This window comes from Pseudomonas sp. FBCC-B1667 (assembly GCF_059133255.1).
In genome coordinates this window covers 6398440-6417507 of sequence record NZ_CP101437.1, presented here as the reverse complement: position 1 = coordinate 6417507, position 19068 = coordinate 6398440, and the positions used below count along the sequence as shown (strand labels likewise).

At 59.9% G+C, this 19068-nt stretch carries 16 protein-coding genes; 10 read left to right on the top strand and 6 right to left on the bottom strand.

Translation table 11 applies throughout. From position 1 onward, the window contains the following. The first annotated feature begins 111 nt into the window (after positions 1 to 111). The 7 genes from NL116_RS29655 (at position 112) to NL116_RS29625 (ending at position 7862) form a co-directional block, all read left to right on the top strand. Entirely contained in the window at positions 112 to 447 is a 336-nt protein-coding gene (locus NL116_RS29655; RefSeq protein ID WP_494375154.1) for a YceK/YidQ family lipoprotein, read from the top strand. A gap of 164 nt (positions 448 to 611) precedes the next feature. Continuing rightward, positions 612 to 2369 carry a carbamoyltransferase family protein gene (locus NL116_RS29650; RefSeq protein WP_494375153.1) on the top strand — a complete coding sequence of 586 codons (1758 nt, stop codon included), beginning with the start codon at positions 612 to 614 and terminating at the stop codon, positions 2367 to 2369. Then, positions 2353 to 3483 carry a glycosyltransferase gene (locus tag NL116_RS29645; protein WP_494375152.1) on the top strand — a complete coding sequence of 377 codons (1131 nt, stop codon included), beginning with the start codon at positions 2353 to 2355 and terminating at the stop codon, positions 3481 to 3483. Before NL116_RS29650 ends, NL116_RS29645 begins: the two co-directional genes overlap by 17 nt. After that, positions 3483 to 4379, top strand: coding sequence for an antimicrobial resistance protein Mig-14 (locus tag NL116_RS29640; protein ID WP_494375151.1), 897 nt, complete (start codon positions 3483 to 3485; stop codon positions 4377 to 4379). The genes NL116_RS29645 and NL116_RS29640 overlap by 1 nt, the downstream gene beginning before the upstream one ends. Before the next feature lie 8 nt (positions 4380 to 4387). Next, on the top strand, positions 4388 to 5830 hold the full coding sequence (locus NL116_RS29635) for a PIG-L deacetylase family protein (protein WP_494375150.1): 1443 nt from the start codon (positions 4388 to 4390) through the stop codon (positions 5828 to 5830). Then, positions 5827 to 6981 carry a glycosyltransferase family 4 protein gene (locus NL116_RS29630; RefSeq protein ID WP_494375149.1) on the top strand — a complete coding sequence of 385 codons (1155 nt, stop codon included), beginning with the start codon at positions 5827 to 5829 and terminating at the stop codon, positions 6979 to 6981. The genes NL116_RS29635 and NL116_RS29630 overlap by 4 nt, the downstream gene beginning before the upstream one ends. Then, positions 6978 to 7862, top strand: a complete 885-nt coding sequence (locus NL116_RS29625; RefSeq protein WP_494375148.1) for a glycosyltransferase — start codon at positions 6978 to 6980, stop codon at positions 7860 to 7862. The genes NL116_RS29630 and NL116_RS29625 overlap by 4 nt, the downstream gene beginning before the upstream one ends. Before the next feature lie 49 nt (positions 7863 to 7911). Here NL116_RS29625 and NL116_RS29620 read toward each other — a convergent pair whose 3' ends face one another. Both NL116_RS29620 and NL116_RS29615 read right to left on the bottom strand, forming a co-directional pair. Continuing rightward, positions 7912 to 9129 (bottom strand): acyltransferase family protein, encoded by a 1218-nt coding sequence (locus NL116_RS29620; RefSeq protein WP_494375147.1) that lies wholly within the window; start codon positions 9127 to 9129, stop codon positions 7912 to 7914. Further along, complete coding sequence (locus NL116_RS29615; protein ID WP_494375146.1) at positions 9126 to 10991, bottom strand: O-antigen ligase family protein; 1866 nt, start codon at positions 10989 to 10991, stop codon at positions 9126 to 9128. Before NL116_RS29615 ends, NL116_RS29620 begins: the two co-directional genes overlap by 4 nt. Positions 10992 to 11147: 156 nt before the next feature. Between NL116_RS29615 and msbA the strand changes: the two genes are divergently transcribed. Continuing rightward, entirely contained in the window at positions 11148 to 12950 is a 1803-nt protein-coding gene (msbA, locus tag NL116_RS29610) for a lipid A export permease/ATP-binding protein MsbA (RefSeq protein ID WP_494375145.1), read from the top strand. Between the two features lie 204 nt (positions 12951 to 13154). Continuing rightward, positions 13155 to 14579: a bifunctional D-glycero-beta-D-manno-heptose-7-phosphate kinase/D-glycero-beta-D-manno-heptose 1-phosphate adenylyltransferase HldE gene (gene hldE, locus NL116_RS29605; RefSeq protein WP_494375144.1), complete on the top strand. Its 1425-nt coding sequence runs from the start codon at positions 13155 to 13157 to the stop codon at positions 14577 to 14579. A gap of 34 nt (positions 14580 to 14613) precedes the next feature. On the opposite strand, the gene NL116_RS29600 is transcribed toward hldE, so the two are convergent. The 4 genes from NL116_RS29600 to NL116_RS29585 all read right to left on the bottom strand — a co-directional run bounded on the left by NL116_RS29600 (position 14614) and on the right by NL116_RS29585 (position 18065). Continuing rightward, positions 14614 to 15582, bottom strand: coding sequence for a metal ABC transporter ATPase (locus tag NL116_RS29600; protein ID WP_494375143.1), 969 nt, complete (start codon positions 15580 to 15582; stop codon positions 14614 to 14616). A gap of 32 nt (positions 15583 to 15614) precedes the next feature. Continuing rightward, positions 15615 to 16427, bottom strand: a complete 813-nt coding sequence (locus NL116_RS29595) for an aldo/keto reductase (RefSeq protein WP_494375142.1) — start codon at positions 16425 to 16427, stop codon at positions 15615 to 15617. After that, positions 16424 to 17599 carry an NAD(P)/FAD-dependent oxidoreductase gene (locus NL116_RS29590; protein ID WP_494375141.1) on the bottom strand — a complete coding sequence of 392 codons (1176 nt, stop codon included), beginning with the start codon at positions 17597 to 17599 and terminating at the stop codon, positions 16424 to 16426. The genes NL116_RS29595 and NL116_RS29590 overlap by 4 nt, the downstream gene beginning before the upstream one ends. A gap of 133 nt (positions 17600 to 17732) precedes the next feature. Continuing rightward, positions 17733 to 18065 carry a DMT family transporter gene (locus NL116_RS29585; RefSeq protein ID WP_092274228.1) on the bottom strand — a complete coding sequence of 111 codons (333 nt, stop codon included), beginning with the start codon at positions 18063 to 18065 and terminating at the stop codon, positions 17733 to 17735. A gap of 103 nt (positions 18066 to 18168) precedes the next feature. Between NL116_RS29585 and NL116_RS29580 the strand changes: the two genes are divergently transcribed. Continuing rightward, a complete protein-coding gene (locus NL116_RS29580) occupies positions 18169 to 19065 on the top strand; it encodes a LysR family transcriptional regulator (RefSeq protein ID WP_494375140.1) in 897 nt (298 codons plus the stop codon). Positions 19066 to 19068 lie beyond the last annotated feature (3 nt).

Here is a 19068-nt window from a genome sequence, read left to right as displayed (position 1 = left end):
AGATCCAGGGGACAAGATCTGATGAATCGTCCTACATGATCTACAGACCCCATGAACTGTGCCCTGAACAGCCTCAATGCTAGTTTGCCTGACGTTCACGGAGGGCAAATCTTGACCATAAAAATGGCTGTTATGTTGGGTGCTTTTTCGCTCGCGCTGACCGGCTGCGGGACCGCTATGACGGTGCTGCAAGACGATGAAGACGCAGCCCGCAGTCTCAGAAAGCAAAAAACCTACTGTCAGTCCATTCCTCGCATTTATAGCGGCCTGGCCTATGACTTTTGCATATTGAACGCCCCGCCCGATCCTACCGGCTTTCTCGTGCCGTTCGTGCTGCTGGACCTGGGCCTGTCGGGTGTCTTCGATACCGTGTCCTTGCCGCTTACGATCTACCGCCAGGCTACAGACGGCAATCTCCGCATTTACTGGCGCCCGGGCCGTGGATAAGCAGGGCGCCGTGCTGTCCTCCCAGGCAGGACAATAAGCGCTGGGTCATTCCCGCCCTGTTTACGCTATAATCCCGCCCTTTAGCTGTCTCTCGCCGCTTGCGAGGGCACATTAATTTTTGAGGCGCTTGTCGCCTGCATGCAGACTAAAGAGGCTAGACCCCTGTGGCATTGACGATTCTTGGCCTGTCCGGCGCCCTTAGCCATGATCCTTCCGCAGCTTTGTACATCGACGGCAAGCTGGTCGCGGCGGCTGAAGAAGAGCGTTTTGTGCGCGATAAACATGCAAAGAACCGCATGCCCTACGAATCGGCGAAGTTCTGCCTGGAACAGGCAGGCATCAAGCCGTCCGACGTTGATGTGGTGGCGATTCCATTCGCACCGATCAGTATTTTTGGTAAGGCTCGCTGGCAGTACGCCAAGCGTTATTGGTACGCCCCGGACCGCGCGCTTGACGCGATCCTGATGGGCAACCGTCGCTACAAGCGCTATCGCAACAAGATTGTCTGGTGCCTCGAGCAACTGGGCTTCGATCCGAAGAAAATCAAGATCGAGCCGGTCGAACACCACCTGGCCCACGCCTCCAGTGCTTACCACTGCTCCGGTTTCAAAGAGAAAACCGCGATCCTGGGGATCGACGGCAAGGGTGAGTACGCCACGACCTTCTTCGGTTACGGCGAGAACGGCAAGATCCACAAGATCAAGGAATTCTTCGATCCGGACTCCCTCGGCGGCCTGTATGGCGCGATCACCGAGTTCCTCGGTTTCGATATGCTCGACGGCGAATTCAAGGTCATGGGCATGGCGCCGTACGGCGACGCCAGCAAATACGATTTCTCGCGCCTGGCTTCGTTCGAAAACGGCGAACTGGTGATCAACACCGACTACGCCAACGTCATCGGCCTGCGTCGCTACAAAGAGAAGGGCAAAGGCTACTACTTCTCGCCGAAGCTGATCGAGTGGCTGGGTCCGAAGCGCGAAGGCGACATCGCCGACGAGCCTTACATCCACTACGCCGCGAGCATTCAAGCGCTGTTCGAAAAAATCGCGCTGCAGATGATCGACCACTATCTGGGCGACGTGCTCAAGGAAACCGGCAAGCTGGCCTACGCCGGTGGCTGTGCGTTGAACGTCAAGCTCAATCAGAAAATCATTGCCCGCGACGACGTCAAGGAGCTGTTTGTGCAACCTGCCTCCGGCGATGCCGGTACGGCGGTCGGTGCGGCGGCTTATGTGTCTAACGCCCGTGGCGTGCCGGTCGAGAAGATGGAACACGTCTACCTCGGCCCGTCGTACACCAACGAAGACGTCCTCGCTGCCTGTGCCCGTCACCCGAGCAAGCCGGTCTGGCGCAAGCTCGCCAACATGCCGGAAAACATCGCCAAAATCATGGTCGACGGCAACCCGGTGGCCTGGTTCCAGGGGCGCATGGAGTTTGGTCCGCGTGCCTTGGGTGGTCGTTCGATCATCGGTTGCCCGAGTGCCGTTGGCGTCGCTGACCGTATCAACCACCAGATCAAGTTCCGCGAGCGCTGGAGGCCTTTCTGCCCGTCGATGCTCGACACCGTGGCCCCGCAGATGATCAAGATCGATCATCCAGCGCCGTTCATGACCTTCACCTTTGAAGTGGCTGAAGAGTGGAAGACCCGCGTGCCGGAAGTCGTCCACGAAGACGGTACGTCCCGGGCCCAGGTGCTCAAGCGCGAGTACAATCCGCGCTATTACGACATGATGAAAGCGCTGGAAGTGCTGACCGGCAACGGCGTGTCGCTGAACACCTCGCTCAACCGTCGTGGCGAGCCGATGATCTGCTCGCCGACCGATGCCCTGAACATGTTCTTCGGCTCTGACCTACAGTATCTGATCATGGAAGACATCCTGGTGGTTAAAGAGGGCGCTGACGCATATGACTCGCTCGGCTGAACGCCATGTGTTGCAGTTCTGTCACGGCTATGACGGCCCGTTTCTGGACTGCGCCCGGCAGTACGCCAGCCTGTTCGCGGGGACCGGCTATCGAGTGACCACGGTCTTTCTGACCGGGGCCGCCGACAGTGAAGTCGCTGCGGGCTGCGCTTCCGATGAAGTGCTGTTCATGGAATACAGCTCCAAGGCCATTCGTGGCCTGAAGCTGGGCGCCATCGGCGATCTGCGCAAGATCGCCGCATCGCGCAATTTCAGTTTCTGCATTGCCCACCGATTCAAGCCGATCTACATCGCACTGCTCGGCACTTCGCTGCCGGTCATCGGTGTGCATCACGGGTTTGACGATTACAAGCGTGGCTCTCGCAAACTGTTCGCCCATATTTTCCGCAAGCGGCTGAGCCTGCTTGGGGTCTCTGATGCGGTGCGTGACGACATGCGCAGTTGCCTGCCGAAATGGCCGGCCGGGCGGATACAGACGCTCTATAACCGGATCGATGTGCCGGCGTTGCAGACCAGCCAGGTGTCGGTTCGCGAGGCTCGGGAAACCCTCGGCCTGTCAGCGGACGCCTGGATTGTCGGCAACGTCGGGCGACTGCACCCGGACAAGGATCAATCCACGCTGCTGCACGGTTTTGCCTTGGCATTGCCGCAGTTGCCGGCCAATAGCCAACTGGTGATTCTCGGTAGCGGTCGACTGGAACAGGACCTCAAGGAACTGGCCCGGGAACTGGGTATCGGCGATCGCGTGCTGTTCCTCGGTCAAGTGCCGGATGCTCGTCGCTACTTCCGTGCCTTCGATGTGTTTGCCCTGAGCTCCGATCACGAGCCGTTCGGCATGGTGCTGCTCGAAGCCATGGCCGCTGGCGTGCCGTTGCTCGCGACCGCGTGCGGTGGCGCGCGGGAAGTCGTTGAAGGGGTCGGCATCCTCTTCCCGTTGGGCGATGCCGAACGTCTGGCTCAAGGGCTGCACCATCTGGCCGCGATGGACGCGCAGCAACGTCACCAGTGTGCCGAGATGATGCTCGACCGCTTGCGTGAGCGCTTCTCCGACCGCGCCGTGCGCGAGGCCTTCTGGCATTTGCCACACGTCACAGAACTGGCACCGAGGGGCTGATGCTCAACCGATTTCAAGGCTGGCGCGAACGGGGCTGGACGGTGGTCGACGCCTCGACTTATGCACAGGCCTGGCAACGTTTTGGCGGTAGCGTCGCGACGCATCCCATGGTGGTCGAACGCCTGGCGCAGTTGGCCGACATCCCGGTGCGCTATTTGGCCTGGGAGCACAACGGTGAAGTGAAAGCCGCCATCCCGACCTGGGGACGCGACTTGGCGCTGTCCAAAGACGTGCTCAAGCGCCGTGGCAAAAAAGGGTTGTTCGACCTCGGCAATGCCGAGGTGATCCTGCCGGCGGCTGCCGATGCACAAGCACCGCTGCGCCATCGCGGGCGTTATCTGTCAGCCCTGAGCGAAGGCCGTTTCAGCGATATCAAGCTTCAGGCCGAACAACTGGCCATGGCACGCACGCCCGAAGAACTGTCGAAAAAATTCCGCTACAACCAGCGCCGTGAATTGCGCCTGCTGGAAGAAGCCGGTGGCGTTGTGCGAGCGGTCGCCGAGTTTTCCAGTGCCGAACTGGCCGCGATTTATTGCGACCTGTTCCAGCGCCGCTGGGGCTTCCCGGCCACGGGGGCCGAGCGCATGGGCGAGGTGATCGAGCTGCTGCGCGACTTGCTGATCGGCTCGGTGATTTTCCTCAACGATGCACCGATTGCGATTCAACTGGTGTACCGCGTCGAAGCGCCGGAATGGATCAGCGTCGAGTACATCAACGGTGGCGTCGACCCTGAAACCCGCGAGTTCAGCCCCGGCAGTGTGCTGAGTTTCCTCAACACGCAAAGTGCCTGGGAACACGCTCGCGCCCTCGACAAGCCTTTGCGGTTTTCCTTCGGCCGCGCCGACCGGGAATACAAAGACCGCTGGTGCAATCCTGTGCCGGTTTTTACCGTGTGAGTGAACCCATGAGCCGCAAACAGCAACTGCTCAAGCGCCATCGGCGCAACAAACGCATAAGCCTGTTGATCGCCCTGGTGCTGTTGATTGCCCTTGGCGTGCTGGTGGCCTGGTGGCTGCCATTGGTACTTGCCGTGTTGGGCTGGATTGCCCATGAGGCCTGGTTTGCGGACCACCTGTTTTATTCCCCCCAAGACGATTACCAGTACAGCTTCCCGCCCTACACTCCACAACCCAAAGTGCATCTGGACGGCGAGCGTTTGCGTCTGGATGAAGGCGTGATGTTGGTCGACGACGCCACACTGGTGTTGGCGCTGCGGGTCAAAAGCAGCTGGCTGGGTCGCTTTATCGACCCGATGGTGGAGCTGTTGGGTGGCGACAACCCGGACCGTCAAACCTTCGAGCGTGGCGTCAACGGCCTGCGTTACCTGAACCTCAGCGGTCAGGCGCCAGTGCTGTCGCGCGGTGAATTGCGTCTGCGAGGGCGCTTCTGCCGATTGCTCGGCGAGCCGGTATTGTGGGCGCTGGAACAACCGGATTTCCGCCGTCAGCGGGTGATGGTGATCGCGCCCCACGCCGACGATGCCGAGCTGGCCGCCTATGGTCTGTACAGTCAGGCCGATGAAGCCTGGATTGTCACGCTGACGGCGGGTGAAATCGAAGCCGAACACTATCAACAGTTCGGCCTGGACAAGGTCGAGGCGGCGCGCCTCAAGGGTCGCTTGCGGGCCTGGGATAGCATTGCCGTACCTCGTTGGGCGGGCGTACCTGAAGCGCATTGCGTGCAGCTGGGTTATTTCTGTCTGCAACTGGCGGCGATGCAGGCCGCACCGACGCAACCGGTCGCTTCGCGGGAAGCGGACCTGAGCGACACACGGCTGTTCCGCCAGTTGAACCCATTTGCCCTGCCGGGCGATGCCGACGGCGCACCGACCTGGAACAATCTGTTGGCCGATCTGCGTGAATTGCTGTTGCGCGCACGGCCCGAAGTGATCGTGCTGCCGCACCCGACACTCGATCCGCACCCCGATCATATCTGTGCCCAACAAGCAGTCCTCGAAGCCTTGAAAGGCCTGGAGTGGCAGCCGACCACATTGCTCGGTTATGCCAATCATCTGCACGACAACGACCGCTGGCCTATGGGTGACGCCGGTCATGGCATCGCGTTGCCGCCCGCCTTCGACCCGGCCACGCCGATGCAGCCTTGCTGCCTGCCGTTGCCGCTGGAGCTTCAGCGCGATAAAGCCATGGCCCTGGGCATGATGCATGACTTGCAGCCGCCGATGCCGTTCAAGCGTCGTCTGCGCCGGTTGATCCAGCGACTGTTGGCCAGGCGCAAGCCGCCGGCTTACGGCCAGAACGAATTCTTTCGCAAGGCGGTTCGACGTCACGAGCTCTTGTGGATACTCAAGCACACACCAATAAGCGCTTCTCAGCGGGGAGAGTTATGAGCCAGCGGCTAAAGGTTCTGCAGTTGCAGCCTGACTATAACGTCAAAGCCCATGATTTTGCCGACCTCGCAGAGCAGATCGTCAAGGCCTTGCCGAGCGAGCGCTATGAAGTGACAGCGGCGTTCCTGCGCGGCAAGCCGGGGCCTGGCGAGGCGATAAGCCGAGCCGACCGTTCGGTGTATTTCGAGTTTTCCGACAAGTCCCTCAAAGGCATGCGCCTGCGGGCGATGTGGACGTTGTACAAGTTTTGCCGCGCGGAAAAATTCGACGTGGTGATCTGCAACCGCTTCAAGCCCGTGAACATGATGCTGACGCTGAACCGGTGGTTGAAAGTGCCGCTGTGCATCGGCATTTCCCACGGTTTTGGCGAGTACGACCGGTTTTACCGACGCCGCCAGACTCAGCGCCTGATTGATCATCACTGGCGTTTTGTCGGTGTATCGCCGGCGGTCAAACAGTACCTGCTGGACTGCGATTGCGGCTTCACCGATCAGAATACCTACGCGATCACCAATGCCATCGACATCGAGCAGGCCGAAGGTTTGCAGCACAGCCGCGAGCGCGCCCGAGAAATGCTCGGCATCGATCCGTCGGTGCGATTGATCGGCGCGCTGGGGCGTCTGGTGCCGGTCAAGGGCCACACCTATCTGTTGCAGGCGTTTGCCGCACTCAAAGACAAGTACCCGAACACTCAATTGGCGATCATTGGTGCCGGACGTGAGGAATCACGCCTGAACGCCGAGATCGAACGCCTGGGCCTGACCGGGCGCGCGCACTTGCTGGGCTTCAAGGAAATCGCCTTGCAGTACATTCGCGCGTTTGACATCTGGACCATGCCGTCCCTGGCAGAAGGCCTCGGGTTGGCGCTGCTCGAAGGCATGAGCGGGCATCTGCCGGTTATCGCCTCCAACGTGCCGGCCATGTTGCCACTGATTGAAGGGGCAGGCGGGTTGGCGATTACGCCCAAGGATGTGCCGAGCCTGGTCGCAGCGTTGGATAACTACCTCGCGCTGTCGGATGACCAGCTCAAGGCCAAGGGCGAGCAGGCCTACCGTTATCTGCAGGAACAACATGACATCGAGGTGTTCCGTCAGGAGTACCTGAACCTGATCGACTCCGGCTTGAAACAGGCCCGCAAGGAACAACCATGAGCGCCGCGCAACCTCTCGTCACGGTCATCATCGCGTCGTACAACCACGCTCCCTATATTGAGGAAAGCATTCTCAGCGTCCTCAACCAGACTTACAAAAACATCGAACTGCTGGTGGTTGATGACGGCTCCAAAGACGACAGCGTCGAACGCATCAACGTGCTGCAGGCACAGTATGGATTCGACTTTCGGGTTCAGCAGAATCAGGGCCTGACCAACACGCTGAACGGCGCCATTGCGCGCTCAAGTGGCAGTTTGATCGTGCCGTTCGGTTCCGACGACATCATGTTGCCGGAACGCATCGCTACTCAGGTTGAGTACATGGATGGCAAGCCCGAGGTCGGTATCTGCGCCGGCAACATCGAGCTGATCGACGCCGACGGCAATCTGTACCCGGAGAAGCGGCAGCGCCGGGACGTGCCGTTCCGTCGCCTGGATTTCGATGACATGTTTCTGGAGCGTAAACCCTATCCACCGGCCCCGACCCTGATGATCCGCCGGGAAGCACTGGACAAGGTGGGCGGGTTCGATCCGGACATTCGCCTGGAAGATTTGGCGATCGAGTTGAAGGTGACCCATGCCGGTTACTTTATCGACGGCCTGAATGTGCTGATGGCGCGCTATCGCAAACACGCCACCAACTCCTACAAGAACCACCGGTTCATGATCGACAACATCCTGCGCACCTACGCGCTGTTCAGCGATCATCCGCTGTACGACGAGGTTCGCTACAAGTCCCTCAATTCGATGTTCCTCAAGACTGCCAACCGCGATCGCAAGCTGGCCCGCGAACTGCTGGCGCAGATCCCGTTCAAGGCCTGGAACAAAAAGACCTGGCGTGGTTTGGGGCGTCTGTACTTCTCGCCGCTGGAAAAAAACTGACACTGATGCGCTTTGTGCAGCCACTGGCGAAGCCTGCGCCAGCGGCTACTTAGCGAGCGATTTTCTCAGTCAGAGCCTTATCGACCTTTTTGCGTTGCCGCAGCCACTGCAACACCTTTCTGCCGGCCGTGATGCCCGGCTTCTCGATGTACAGGAACGTCAGGCTGCTGATGATGATCAGCAGGCAGCTGCACACGGCCAGCAGCGGCAGGAAGGTCCAGATGTCGCGAACCTCCAGATGAAGCATCAGCGGCAATCGCTGGACTAACACCCACAGCACAAAGCCGTGCAGCAGGTAGGTGCTGTAGCTGATTTCGCCGAGCCAACGGATGCTGCGAGGTTTAAGGACGCCAAACAGGGTGTTGCCGGACGCCACGATCACGAAAAACAACGACATGAGCAGCATTGGCCGCAGGCTAAAGGCACGGTTGAATGCCGTGAAGGCAATCGCCAATGCCAGCAGCGCGACAATCCCCGCCATTCGCGTCTGACCCCAAGCCACCAATTGCGGCCTGCGAACCCAGTACGCAGCGCCGATACCGCCGAGAAAACTCGCCAGAAAGTGCTTTTTCAGCGAGTGTTCCAGGCCGACCAATTTATACAGGGCGACAATGCCTATCAGGCACAACATGACCTGCATCCAACTGCCCCGGTAGATAAACACCATGGCGGCAAGGGGCAATGCCAGATAGAAAAACACCTCGTAGCCCAGGGTCCAGGTGACGTTGGAGATCAGCATGCCGGTTTGGTAGTACTGATTGACGTCGGGTCGGTCGAAGGTCAGCCAGGCCAGTATCTGGCCAATGAAATGGATGCCGGAATCCTTGAATTCCCAGTTCTGCAGGTAGAACACCGTGACAAACACGATCAGCATCAGCGGCAGGTACAACGGGTACAGGCGAAACACCCGTGATATGGCAAATGCCAGCCAGTCGTGTTGACGCCCCTGAGTGAGCAATCGGCTCCAGAACAGAAAACCGGTGATCATGAAGAACAGCGCAACACTGCCTTGTCCGAGCTGCGAGTAGAAATTGCTGGGGGGGAAATCAATCACGCCCGTGCGCAGGAAGATCAAGGTAATGATCGAGTGGTGCACGAACACGCCGAATGCCAGATAGCCACGTAGCCCATCAATGCTGGCATAACGGCTTTCACCGGAATGTTCGATGTGTCGGGCGATTTTCGGTACTGCGCGCAATAGCAGGGCCGAGGTCGCAATGGCCAGCAGATAAGCGGCCAGCGCTATGAGCGGGTTGGTTTCAGTCATGAATGAGCCCGGACCGGGGAACTCCCGGCCAGCACTTGCCTGTGCAGATTGTCGACTGCGGACTTCGGTGCCGTCATCGCGTAACCCTGAAGCAGCGCTTCAAAGTGCTCTTCAAACAGCCAGCGCCGGTCCACGGTGTAACGTTGCATGTGGCGCAGATTGCGCTGACGCAGGGCCAGGCTCAAGGAAGAAGGGTAAATGCGCAGGTCGGCGACATCGATCAAGCCAAACTCGCCATCTTCAAGCACCAGTACGTTCCCCAGGTGCAGCGAACGGAAATAGACGCCTCGTTCATGCAGTTGAGCCATGAACTTGCCGAAACGCTCCACCAGCGCCTGGCGCACCGCCGGTGCGGTAATGCCTTGCAGGACCTGGCGCAGCGTATTGCCGGGCAACGGCGAATAGTGCACGGCGCTGCTGCCATCTGCCAGGCGATACAGGTCAAGAATAGGCGGGGCAGGAATCCCCAAGTTGCGCAGTTGCTCGCTATTGACGGCAAAGCGTTCGGAGTACGGGTTGAAACTGCCTGAGGTGTACCAGCGGCGGCCGCGAAACAGCTTGAGGAAGCTACCATCGGCCAGGCGCAAGACTTTTGGGCCCAGGCCATCTTCTTCGATCACCTGCGCATTGGCGGCCAGTTGTTGCTGGGCGGCCGGCGTCAGTGCCTTGATAGGCATCGCCAGCAGGCGTCTGGCGCGTTGGTTGACGCTGAGCGCGACGATCAATGCCAGCGGGATCCACAGCAGGAACCAGTGTTCCTTGGGCCGGGAGATAATGCCACCGCCCTCGGTCAGGCCCGCGCCGATACCGAATATCAGCCAGGTCGAAGCGATGATGAACAGCGGTTGCAGACGATTGCGCCAACTGCTGTACAAGCTCCAGAACTGGAAAAACAACCACGGCAGCAAACCAAAAATGCCCACGTAATAGAGCACGCCCAGGACGAAGCTGTGGGGTTCCTGAAAGCTGACGCCTACACCGGGATCGATGGCCAGATTGGCGTTATAGCCATGACCGATCCAGGGGTGATCGGCAATTTTCTGCAAGGCCAGCTGCCAGATTTCAAAGCGGTAAGAGTCGCCGCGTTGAATGATCATCTGCGAAAACAGCGCGTAAACCGTGGCACCACTGGCAAACAGCGCACCCAGTAATACGACGGAGCGACGGTTCCAGCAAATGAAGCCCAGCCAGAGCGCTGCCATCGTCAGCGCGACCAGCGGTGTCCTGGAGCCGGTGGCGATCACAGCAGCGAACATGATTGCCATCGCCGGGATGCTCACCCAGAGCATCCGGCGTTGTTTGCAGATCATGCTCATGCTCAGCCAGTAGGCAGCATAGAAACCATACATATGAGAGCTCAGCAGCGGGTTGTCGAACGCACCGCCGCCGATCAAGCGCAAGCCGGGCTCGTACACGCGAGCGAACATGAACAGGTCGTGGGCGCTGCCTATCAGTCCGACCAATGCCGCGGCGAACAGCAACGGCTGAATGATTTCAGTGCGATAGCGCACCAGCAGGTAGCAGCCAGCGAACAGCAGCAGGGTATGCAGCGGTGGTTTGAACTGGCCGACGAAGCTTTCCTTGCCCGGCCCCCAGCACAGGCTCAACAGCGCCCAGGCCGCGAACACCAGCACGGCGACGAAGATCGGTTCGCGGACCAGCTCCTTGAGTTCACGGGGACGCAGAAACAGCGCGATCAACGCTGGAATGCTGAACAGCCCATAAAAAAGCTTGTGGTGCAAACTTCGGCCCGGCAGGAAGAACAGGGCACACAGGAGCAAGAGATAGCCGAGTGGAAGAATCCAGAGGCAAATGAAATCGAAAACTCGATTTGACGCACTATTGAAACCGCTGAGTTGCATGCTGAGAGATTCAATCCTGAAGTTGATCGGCCATTTCGGGGTGATGGCTATTTGATGCTTAATTCGAGGCCTAACAATAACAGCCTTTATGCGATTGCCAGAACCCAGAAGAAGCTGTGCTAAAGTCAGCGTCCTTTTTATCGACAAACGCGTGATATGACCGACTCCAGTCTCTCCGCAAGCCCATCGAGCTTGAAAATCTACTTCCGCCTGCTTGGCTATGTCCGGCCATACATCAGTCTGTTTCTGATCAGCATCGTCGGCTTTCTGATTTTCGCTTCGACCCAGCCGATGCTCGGCTACATTCTCAAGTACTTTGTCGATGGCCTGTCCAATCCTGAGGCAGTGCTCTTTCCGACGGTGCCTTACCTGCGCGACCTGCAACTGTTGCAGGCTGTGCCGCTGCTGATCATCCTGATCGCCGCTTGGCAAGGGCTGGGATCTTATCTGGGCAACTACTTTCTAGCCAAGGTTTCCCTGGGTCTAGTCCATGATCTGCGAGTACAGCTGTTCAATAACCTGTTGGTGCTGCCCAACCGGTATTTCGACAAGCATAACTCGGGTCATCTGATTTCGCGTATCACCTTCAACGTGACGATGGTCACCGGGGCGGCCACAGATGCGATCAAGGTCGTAATCCGTGAAGGCATGACGGTAATTTTCCTGTTTGCCTCGCTGCTGTTCATGAACTGGCGTCTGACACTGGTCATGGTCGCCATCCTGCCGTTGATCGCCGTCATGGTGCGTACCGCGAGCAAGAAATTCCGCAAGCAGAGCAAGAAAATCCAGTTGGCCATGGGTGACGTGACGCACGTCGCGTCGGAAACCATTCAGGGGTATCGCGTGGTGCGCAGCTTCGGTGGCGAAGTCTACGAAGAAAAACGCTTCTTCGAGGCCAGTCAGGGCAACACCGACAAGCAACTGCGCATGACCCGCACCGGTGCCATCTACACGCCGCTGCTGCAACTGGTGATCTACACCGCCATGGCAGTGCTGATGTTCCTGGTGCTGTACCTGCGCGGCGATGCCTCGGCCGGTGACATGGTTGCCTACATCACCCTGGCCGGCCTGTTGCCCAAGCCAATCCGTCAGCTGTCCGAAGTCAGCTCGACCATCCAGAAAGGCGTGGCCGGTGCGGAAAGTATTTTCGAACAACTGGATGTTGCGCCTGAAGTCGATACCGGCACCGTCGAGCGCGATGCCGTCACCGGGCGTCTGGACGTACGCAACCTGAGCTTCACCTACCCTGACACCGATCGCCAGGTGCTCAATGACATCACGTTCTCGGTCGAGCCGGGGCAAATGGTGGCACTGGTCGGACGCTCAGGCAGTGGCAAGTCGACCTTGGCCAACCTGATTCCACGCTTTTATCACCACGACACGGGCGAGATCCTGATCGACGGTGTTGAAGTGGAGCGGTACAAGCTGCTGAACCTGCGCAAGCACATCGCCCAGGTGACCCAACACGTGACGCTGTTCAGCGACACCGTGGCCAACAACATTGCCTATGGCGATCTGGCCGGCGCACCGCGTGAAGACATCGAGAAAGCGGCGCGAGATGCCTACGCCATGGATTTCATCGCGCAGTTGCCCGAAGGTCTGGACACTCAGGTCGGCGAAAACGGCGTGCTGCTGTCCGGCGGTCAACGTCAGCGCCTGGCGATTGCGCGAGCCTTGTTGAAGAATGCGCCGTTGCTGATTCTCGACGAGGCCACCTCGGCGCTCGACACCGAATCCGAGCGCCACATCCAGGCAGCGCTGGATCAAGTGATGAAAGGCCGGACCACGCTGGTGATCGCTCACCGACTGTCGACTATTGAAAAGGCTGACCTGATCCTGGTCATGGATCAAGGTCGTATCGTCGAGCGCGGCACCCATGCCGAACTGCTGGCGCACAACGGTTACTACGCCCGCCTGAATGCCATGGGCCTCGACGCCCCGGCTGAAGACATCGCCTGACCCCTGCTCGCCGGGCGCGTCATGCGCCCGGCGATTTTTATCCAGACCTTTACCCTTCTTGATCAAACCCGTCTTTTATAAACATATCTGCTCAATAACTGAACAGATTTGCCTGCAAAATCATCCCGTTGCAGCCGTCACGCAAGCCAGCGCCAACCCTGTGGTAATATCGCGCCCCTGTTCATTTTGTATGTGGGTTGCTCCATGAAGTTGTCCATGCCGCGATTCGATCAAGCCCCTGTCTTGGTGGTCGGCGATGTCATGCTCGACCGTTACTGGCATGGTGGTACCTCACGGATTTCCCCTGAGGCGCCGGTGCCAGTGGTCAAGGTCGAGCAAATCGAGGACCGCCCGGGCGGTGCCGCCAACGTTGCGTTGAACATTGCCGCGCTCGGTGCTCCGGCTTCGCTGGTCGGCGTGACCGGCGACGACGAAGCGGCGGATAGCCTGGCCAATAGCCTCCAGGGCGCAGGCGTCCGGGCGATATTCCAGCGCATTGCGCACCAGCCGACCATCGTCAAGCTGCGGGTCATGAGTCGTCACCAGCAATTGCTGCGTATCGACTTTGAAGAACCCTTCGCCACCAACGCGTTGGCGCTTGGCGAGCAAGTCGATGAGTTGCTCGAAGGCATCAAGGTGCTGGTGCTGTCCGACTACGGCAAAGGCGCGCTGAAAAACCATCAGGTGTTGATCCAGGCCGCCCGTGCCCGCGGCATTCCGGTGCTGGCGGATCCCAAAGGCAAGGATTTCTCGATCTACCGCGGTGCCAGCCTGATCACCCCGAACCTCAGCGAGTTCGAAACCATCGTCGGTGGTTGCGCCGATGAGCACGAGTTAGTGAGCAAAGGCGCGCAGCTGATGCACGACCTCGACCTCGGCGCTCTGTTGGTGACCCGCGGCGAACACGGCATGACCTTGCTGCGTCCGGATCATCCGGCGCTGCACCTGCCGGCCCGTGCCCGCGAAGTGTTCGACGTGACCGGTGCCGGCGATACCGTGATTTCTACCCTGGCAGCGGCGATTGCCGCTGGCGAAGAATTGCCCCATGCGGTGGCCCTGGCCAACCTGGCGGCGGGCATCGTGGTCGGAAAACTCGGTACGGCAGCCATCAGCGCCCCGGAACTGCGTCGCGCCATCCAGCGCGAAGAAGGTTCCGAGCGCGGTGTGTTGGGCCTTGAGCAGCTCTTGCTGGCCGTCGCCGATGCGCGAGCGCACAAAGAGAAAATCGTGTTCACCAATGGCTGCTTCGACATTCTGCATGCCGGCCACGTGACCTACCTCGAGCAGGCACGGGCCCAGGGCGATCGTTTGATCGTTGCGGTCAATGACGATGCTTCGGTCAGCCGCCTGAAAGGGCCGGGTCGTCCGATCAACAGCGTCGACCGCCGCATGGCAGTACTGGCGGGTTTGGGGGCGGTGGATTGGGTGATCAGCTTCCCTGAAGGCACCCCGGAAAACCTGCTGCGCGAGGTCAAGCCGGACGTGTTGGTCAAAGGTGGTGATTACGGGATCGATCAAGTGGTCGGCGCAGACATCGTGACGGCGTATGGCGGGGCGGTGAAAGTGCTGGGGCTGGTAGCGAACAGCTCGACCACGGCGATTGTCGAAAAAATCCGTCAATCCGAGTGAGACGCTGATCGTTCCCACGCTCTGGTGGGAACGATCAAGAGCTGACTTTTTTATGCGGCACGATTTTTTTCAGCAATTGCTTCGCCTTTCCGCGTAACCGCGCCAGACCCGAATCCTTCCCCGGCGGGCTCAGCCCCTGCTGGCGCACCCAATCCTTCCAGCGAATCCGCTCATCACGCACCACCCAGCCTTCCTGTCGGGCAAAGCTCTCCGCCAGAAACAACCCGCGAGTGCTCGCCGGGTAGAGTTGATCCTTCTTCAAGGTATACAACTCGGCCATCGGCTGGCCGTCCTGCAAGGGCATCAGGTACAAGTCGGGGCGCTTGCGGTCGAGGCGGGCCACCAGTTGATCACCTTCAAGCCGCTCATCGACATGAAACAGGCTCAGGGATTTGGCTTCCTTGGGCACGTCGAGGCGTAAGTCATAGATCAATTGCAACGACGCGGTGGGCAAATGCACGTAAGCCCGCGGACGTTCGATCAGCTGCAGGTTGGCGCACCGCACCGGCCGCGCCGAACCGGACAACGGCGTCAGGCGAAACGGTAGCGCCTCGCGGTAGTGCAGGGCGCTGGCATAGGGCGCTGGCAGCCAAGTGTCATTAAAACGTCCGCCGAGCCAGCCTTCCGGGGTTTCCAGCAGGCACTCTTCGGCAATTTCCTGGATCGCCGTGTGCAATGGCAGGTTCAGCTCATGGGCCGGCACGTACCCGGAGATCAGCTTGAGCACCACGTCGCCACGGTCTTGCCGACGCTGACGCACCAACACCCAGTAATCGCGATTCTGCCAATGCAGGGTCAGGCGCACCGAGACCCCGAGGTTGGCCAGTTCCAGCGCAAACCGCTCGGTGCTGGCCACCGTCACGGGGCGGCGACGCTGCAGGGTCTGGGAGAAATTGAGCGGCATCCCGACGCTCTGATAGCTCAAGCCTTCGGGGGTCGCTTCGACGTACAACGGCAGGGTCTTGAAGTTGCTCGGGTTCTTTCTAATGAGCGTACGCGGCATGTCGGCTCCTGCTTAAGGCCGCGTGGGCGGCATCAGTTTCTACGGAGGACCTGGGCAACGGTCGCAACGTTGTGGGCGAGGTGCAGCGGATTGATGGTCCCGACAATAGCACTGGCCACACCCGGATGTTCAAACAACAACTCGAAGCTGGCGCGCACCGGGTCCACGCCTGGACTCAGGCACACATGACCGCTGGCGAGGGCTTTTTTGACCAGAATGGCTTTGCCGTGAGCAGCAGCATAGTCAATGACAGGCTTCTCGTTCTGCTCGTTCAGATTGTAGGTGACCATCGCGCAATCACCCTGCTCCAGAGCCTTCAAACCACCTTCGACGGTTTTACCGGAAAAACCGAAGCCGCGAATCTTGCCTTCGGCCTTGAGCGCGGCGAGGGTTGTATAGACCTCGCAGTCAGTGAGAATCGCCAGGTCGTTGCCGTCGGAGTGCACCAACACCAAGTCGATAAAGTCAGTTTCCAGACGTTGCAGGCTGCGCTCCACGGAAAGTCGCGTGTGGGCGGCACTGAAGTCATGGCTCGACTGGCCGTTTGCAAACTCTTCACCGACCTTGCTGACGATCACCCAGTCCTGGCGCTGGCCACGCAACAACGGTCCGAGGCGTTCTTCGCTGCAGCCATAGGCCGGGGCGGTGTCGATCAGGTTGATGCCCATGTCGCGGGAAAGTTTGAGCAACCGGCGTGCATCGTCGTCGTCGGGAATCTGGAAGCCGTTGGGATACTTCACGCCCTGGTCACGGCCGAGCTTGACCGTGCCCAGGCCCAGCGGCGAAACCAGCAGGCCGGTGCTGCCCAGTGGGCGGTGCAGATCGTGCAGGGTGGGTTGGCTCATGGCAGCAGTTGCTCCCAGGCCGGCACGGCCATGGGCGGTTTCGGCAATTCCGGCAGTGGCGCTGGATGGCTTGGCTGAATGCCGTCACGCGTCAGGCTGGCGATGACCCGGTCGGCGAAGTCTGGCGCCAGCGCCAGTTTGGTCGGCCAGCCCACCATCAGGCGACCTTGTTCGGCGAGGAAGGCGTTGTCAGGACGGGTAAGTCCCGATTGCAGCGGCTCTGCGCGTTCCACACGCAAGGTCGCCCATTGCGCGGTACTCAGGTCGATCCATGGCAGCAACTGGCCGAGCTCTTGCTGCGCCGTGGCGATTTGCTCGGCAGGTTCGCGGGCTACGCCTTCGGCCTCGGCAATGTCGCCACCCATGTACCAGACCCACTGACCGTCGGCCGCCGGGTGAGTGGTCACGGTCAGGCGTGGTTTGGTGCCGCCGCCCAGGCAATGGGCGTACAGCGGTTTGAGGCCCGGGCCTTTGGCGATGATCATGTGCAACGGCCGGCGCTGCATGGCGGGTTGGCTCAGGCCCAGCGCTTCGAGCAATGACGCGGTGCCGGCGCCGGCGCTCAGGACGATGCGTTGGGCACGAATCTCTCGATCGTCGACCTTCAGGCCGACAAGAATTCCACCTTCCAGCAGCGGCTCGATCTTCTGCCCGGCGAGCAGGCCATCACCGGCCAGATCGGCCAGACACTGGATCAGGCTTGGTACATCCACCACCAATTCCGCCAGGCGATAGACCTTGCCCTTGAAGCGTTTGTCTTGCAGGGCCGGCGGCAGTTGCTCGCCCTTGACCTGATCAACACGACCGCGCACAGCCTTGCTGGCGAAGAAACTGGTGAGGTTGCCGGCAAGTGTGCCGGGGGACCAGAGATAGTGGGCTTCGGACAACAGGCGCACGCCGGACAGGTCCAGTTCGCCATCGCCCGCCAGCGCTTCACGCCAGCGGCGCGGCATGTCGGCAATCGCTTCCGACGCCCCGGTCAGGGCACCGTGCAACGCGTACTTGGCGCCGCCGTGAATGATGCCCTGGGACTTCATACTCTGCCCGCCGCCGAGGCTGGCGCTTTCCACCAGCACGGTCGAAAAACCCTGTCGGCGCAGACGGGCATTCAGCCAGAGGCCGGCGACACCAGCGCCGACAATCAGAACGTCGGTGGAAATAACGGATGGCATGCGGCGACCTCAGTGTTCAAGACGAGGGCGCAGTATACAGACTCGACGAAAAGGGAATTTGTCGGTGATCAACTGGAGGGATGCAAAAACCTGTAGGAGCGAGCAGGCTCACTCCTGCATTCTGTTTCAGGGTTTAGTGCCCGGCGGTTTTCGAGAACAGCTGGATGACAACGACGCCCAGAACGATAAGCGCCATCCCCAGCATTGCTGGCACATCCAGTTTCTGCCCATAGATAAACAGCGCCGCGACGCTGACCATCACAATGCCCATGCCGGCCCACACCGCGTAGGCGACTCCCACCGGAACGCTGCGCACCACGAGGGTCAGCATCCAGAAGGCGATACCGTAGCCGACAATCACCAGCGTCAACGGCAGCGGCGTGCTGAAACCTTTGACGGCTTTCATCGATACAGTCGCGATCACTTCGGCGCAGATGGCGATGGCCAGGTAGTAGTAAGCGGTCATGGGTGCATCCTCGTGTGAAGTGTTGCTTTCTGAGGTCGGCATTTTAGAGGCTCTACAGATGCGGTAAAGTCATTACCTATCTGCCATGAAGATGGGTTGGTGTATGCAATGGAATCTTGAGCAACTGCGGTTGTTTGTCAGCGTAGCGGAGCACCGCTCGTTTTCAGCGGTAGCACGCAATCAGCGCAAGGCGCAGTCAGCGGTCAGCAGTTCGATTGCGCTGTTGGAAGAAGATTTGGGCGTGAGCCTGTTCGATCGCAGCAGCGGCCGTCAGCCGAAACTCACCGCGGCCGGCAATGCCTTGCTGGACGAGGCGCGAGAAGTGTTGCGCCAGTGCGAGCGCCTCAACGGCCGCGCGTTGGCCATGATGCGCGGCCAGGAAGCTCGATTGCGTGTGGCTCAGGATGAGGCCATGCCCTATCAACCGATCATTGAAAGCTTCGAAGCCCTGGCGGAAAAATTTCCCAGCCTCGAAGTGCAACTGACCAGTGCTGCTCAGGGCGATGTGGCACGCAAACTGGTAGAACGCCGGGCCGATCTGGGTTTGCTGTTCTATCACGACCAGATCCCCGAAGCCCTTGAACGGCGCGTGCTGGGCAGCGTCGAGATGGTCACCGTGTGCGGCGTCGGGCATCCGCTGGCGAAACAGGCTCAGGTCGATTGCCAGGCACTGGCACAGCATCGGCAGTTACTGATGTCCACCCAGTCCAGCGTCTATCCCGGCAGCGAACCGGCCAGCCCGCAAGTCTGGCGTGCTGACAGTTTCTACGTGATGGCCGAATGGCTGGTGCGTGGCCTCGGTTGGGCCTGGCTGCCACGTCACGTGGTGCAATACCCGGCGTACCAGGGCCTGATGGTCGAACTGGACAGCGAATGGACCCCGCCGGCGCTGGTGGTGGAGTTGGTGTGGCGTCGCGATGAGCCGCTGGGCCCGGCGGCTCGTTGGTTGGCAGAACGTTTTGCCGTGCACTTGCAGGCGATCGGCGAGAAAAGCCGATAAACT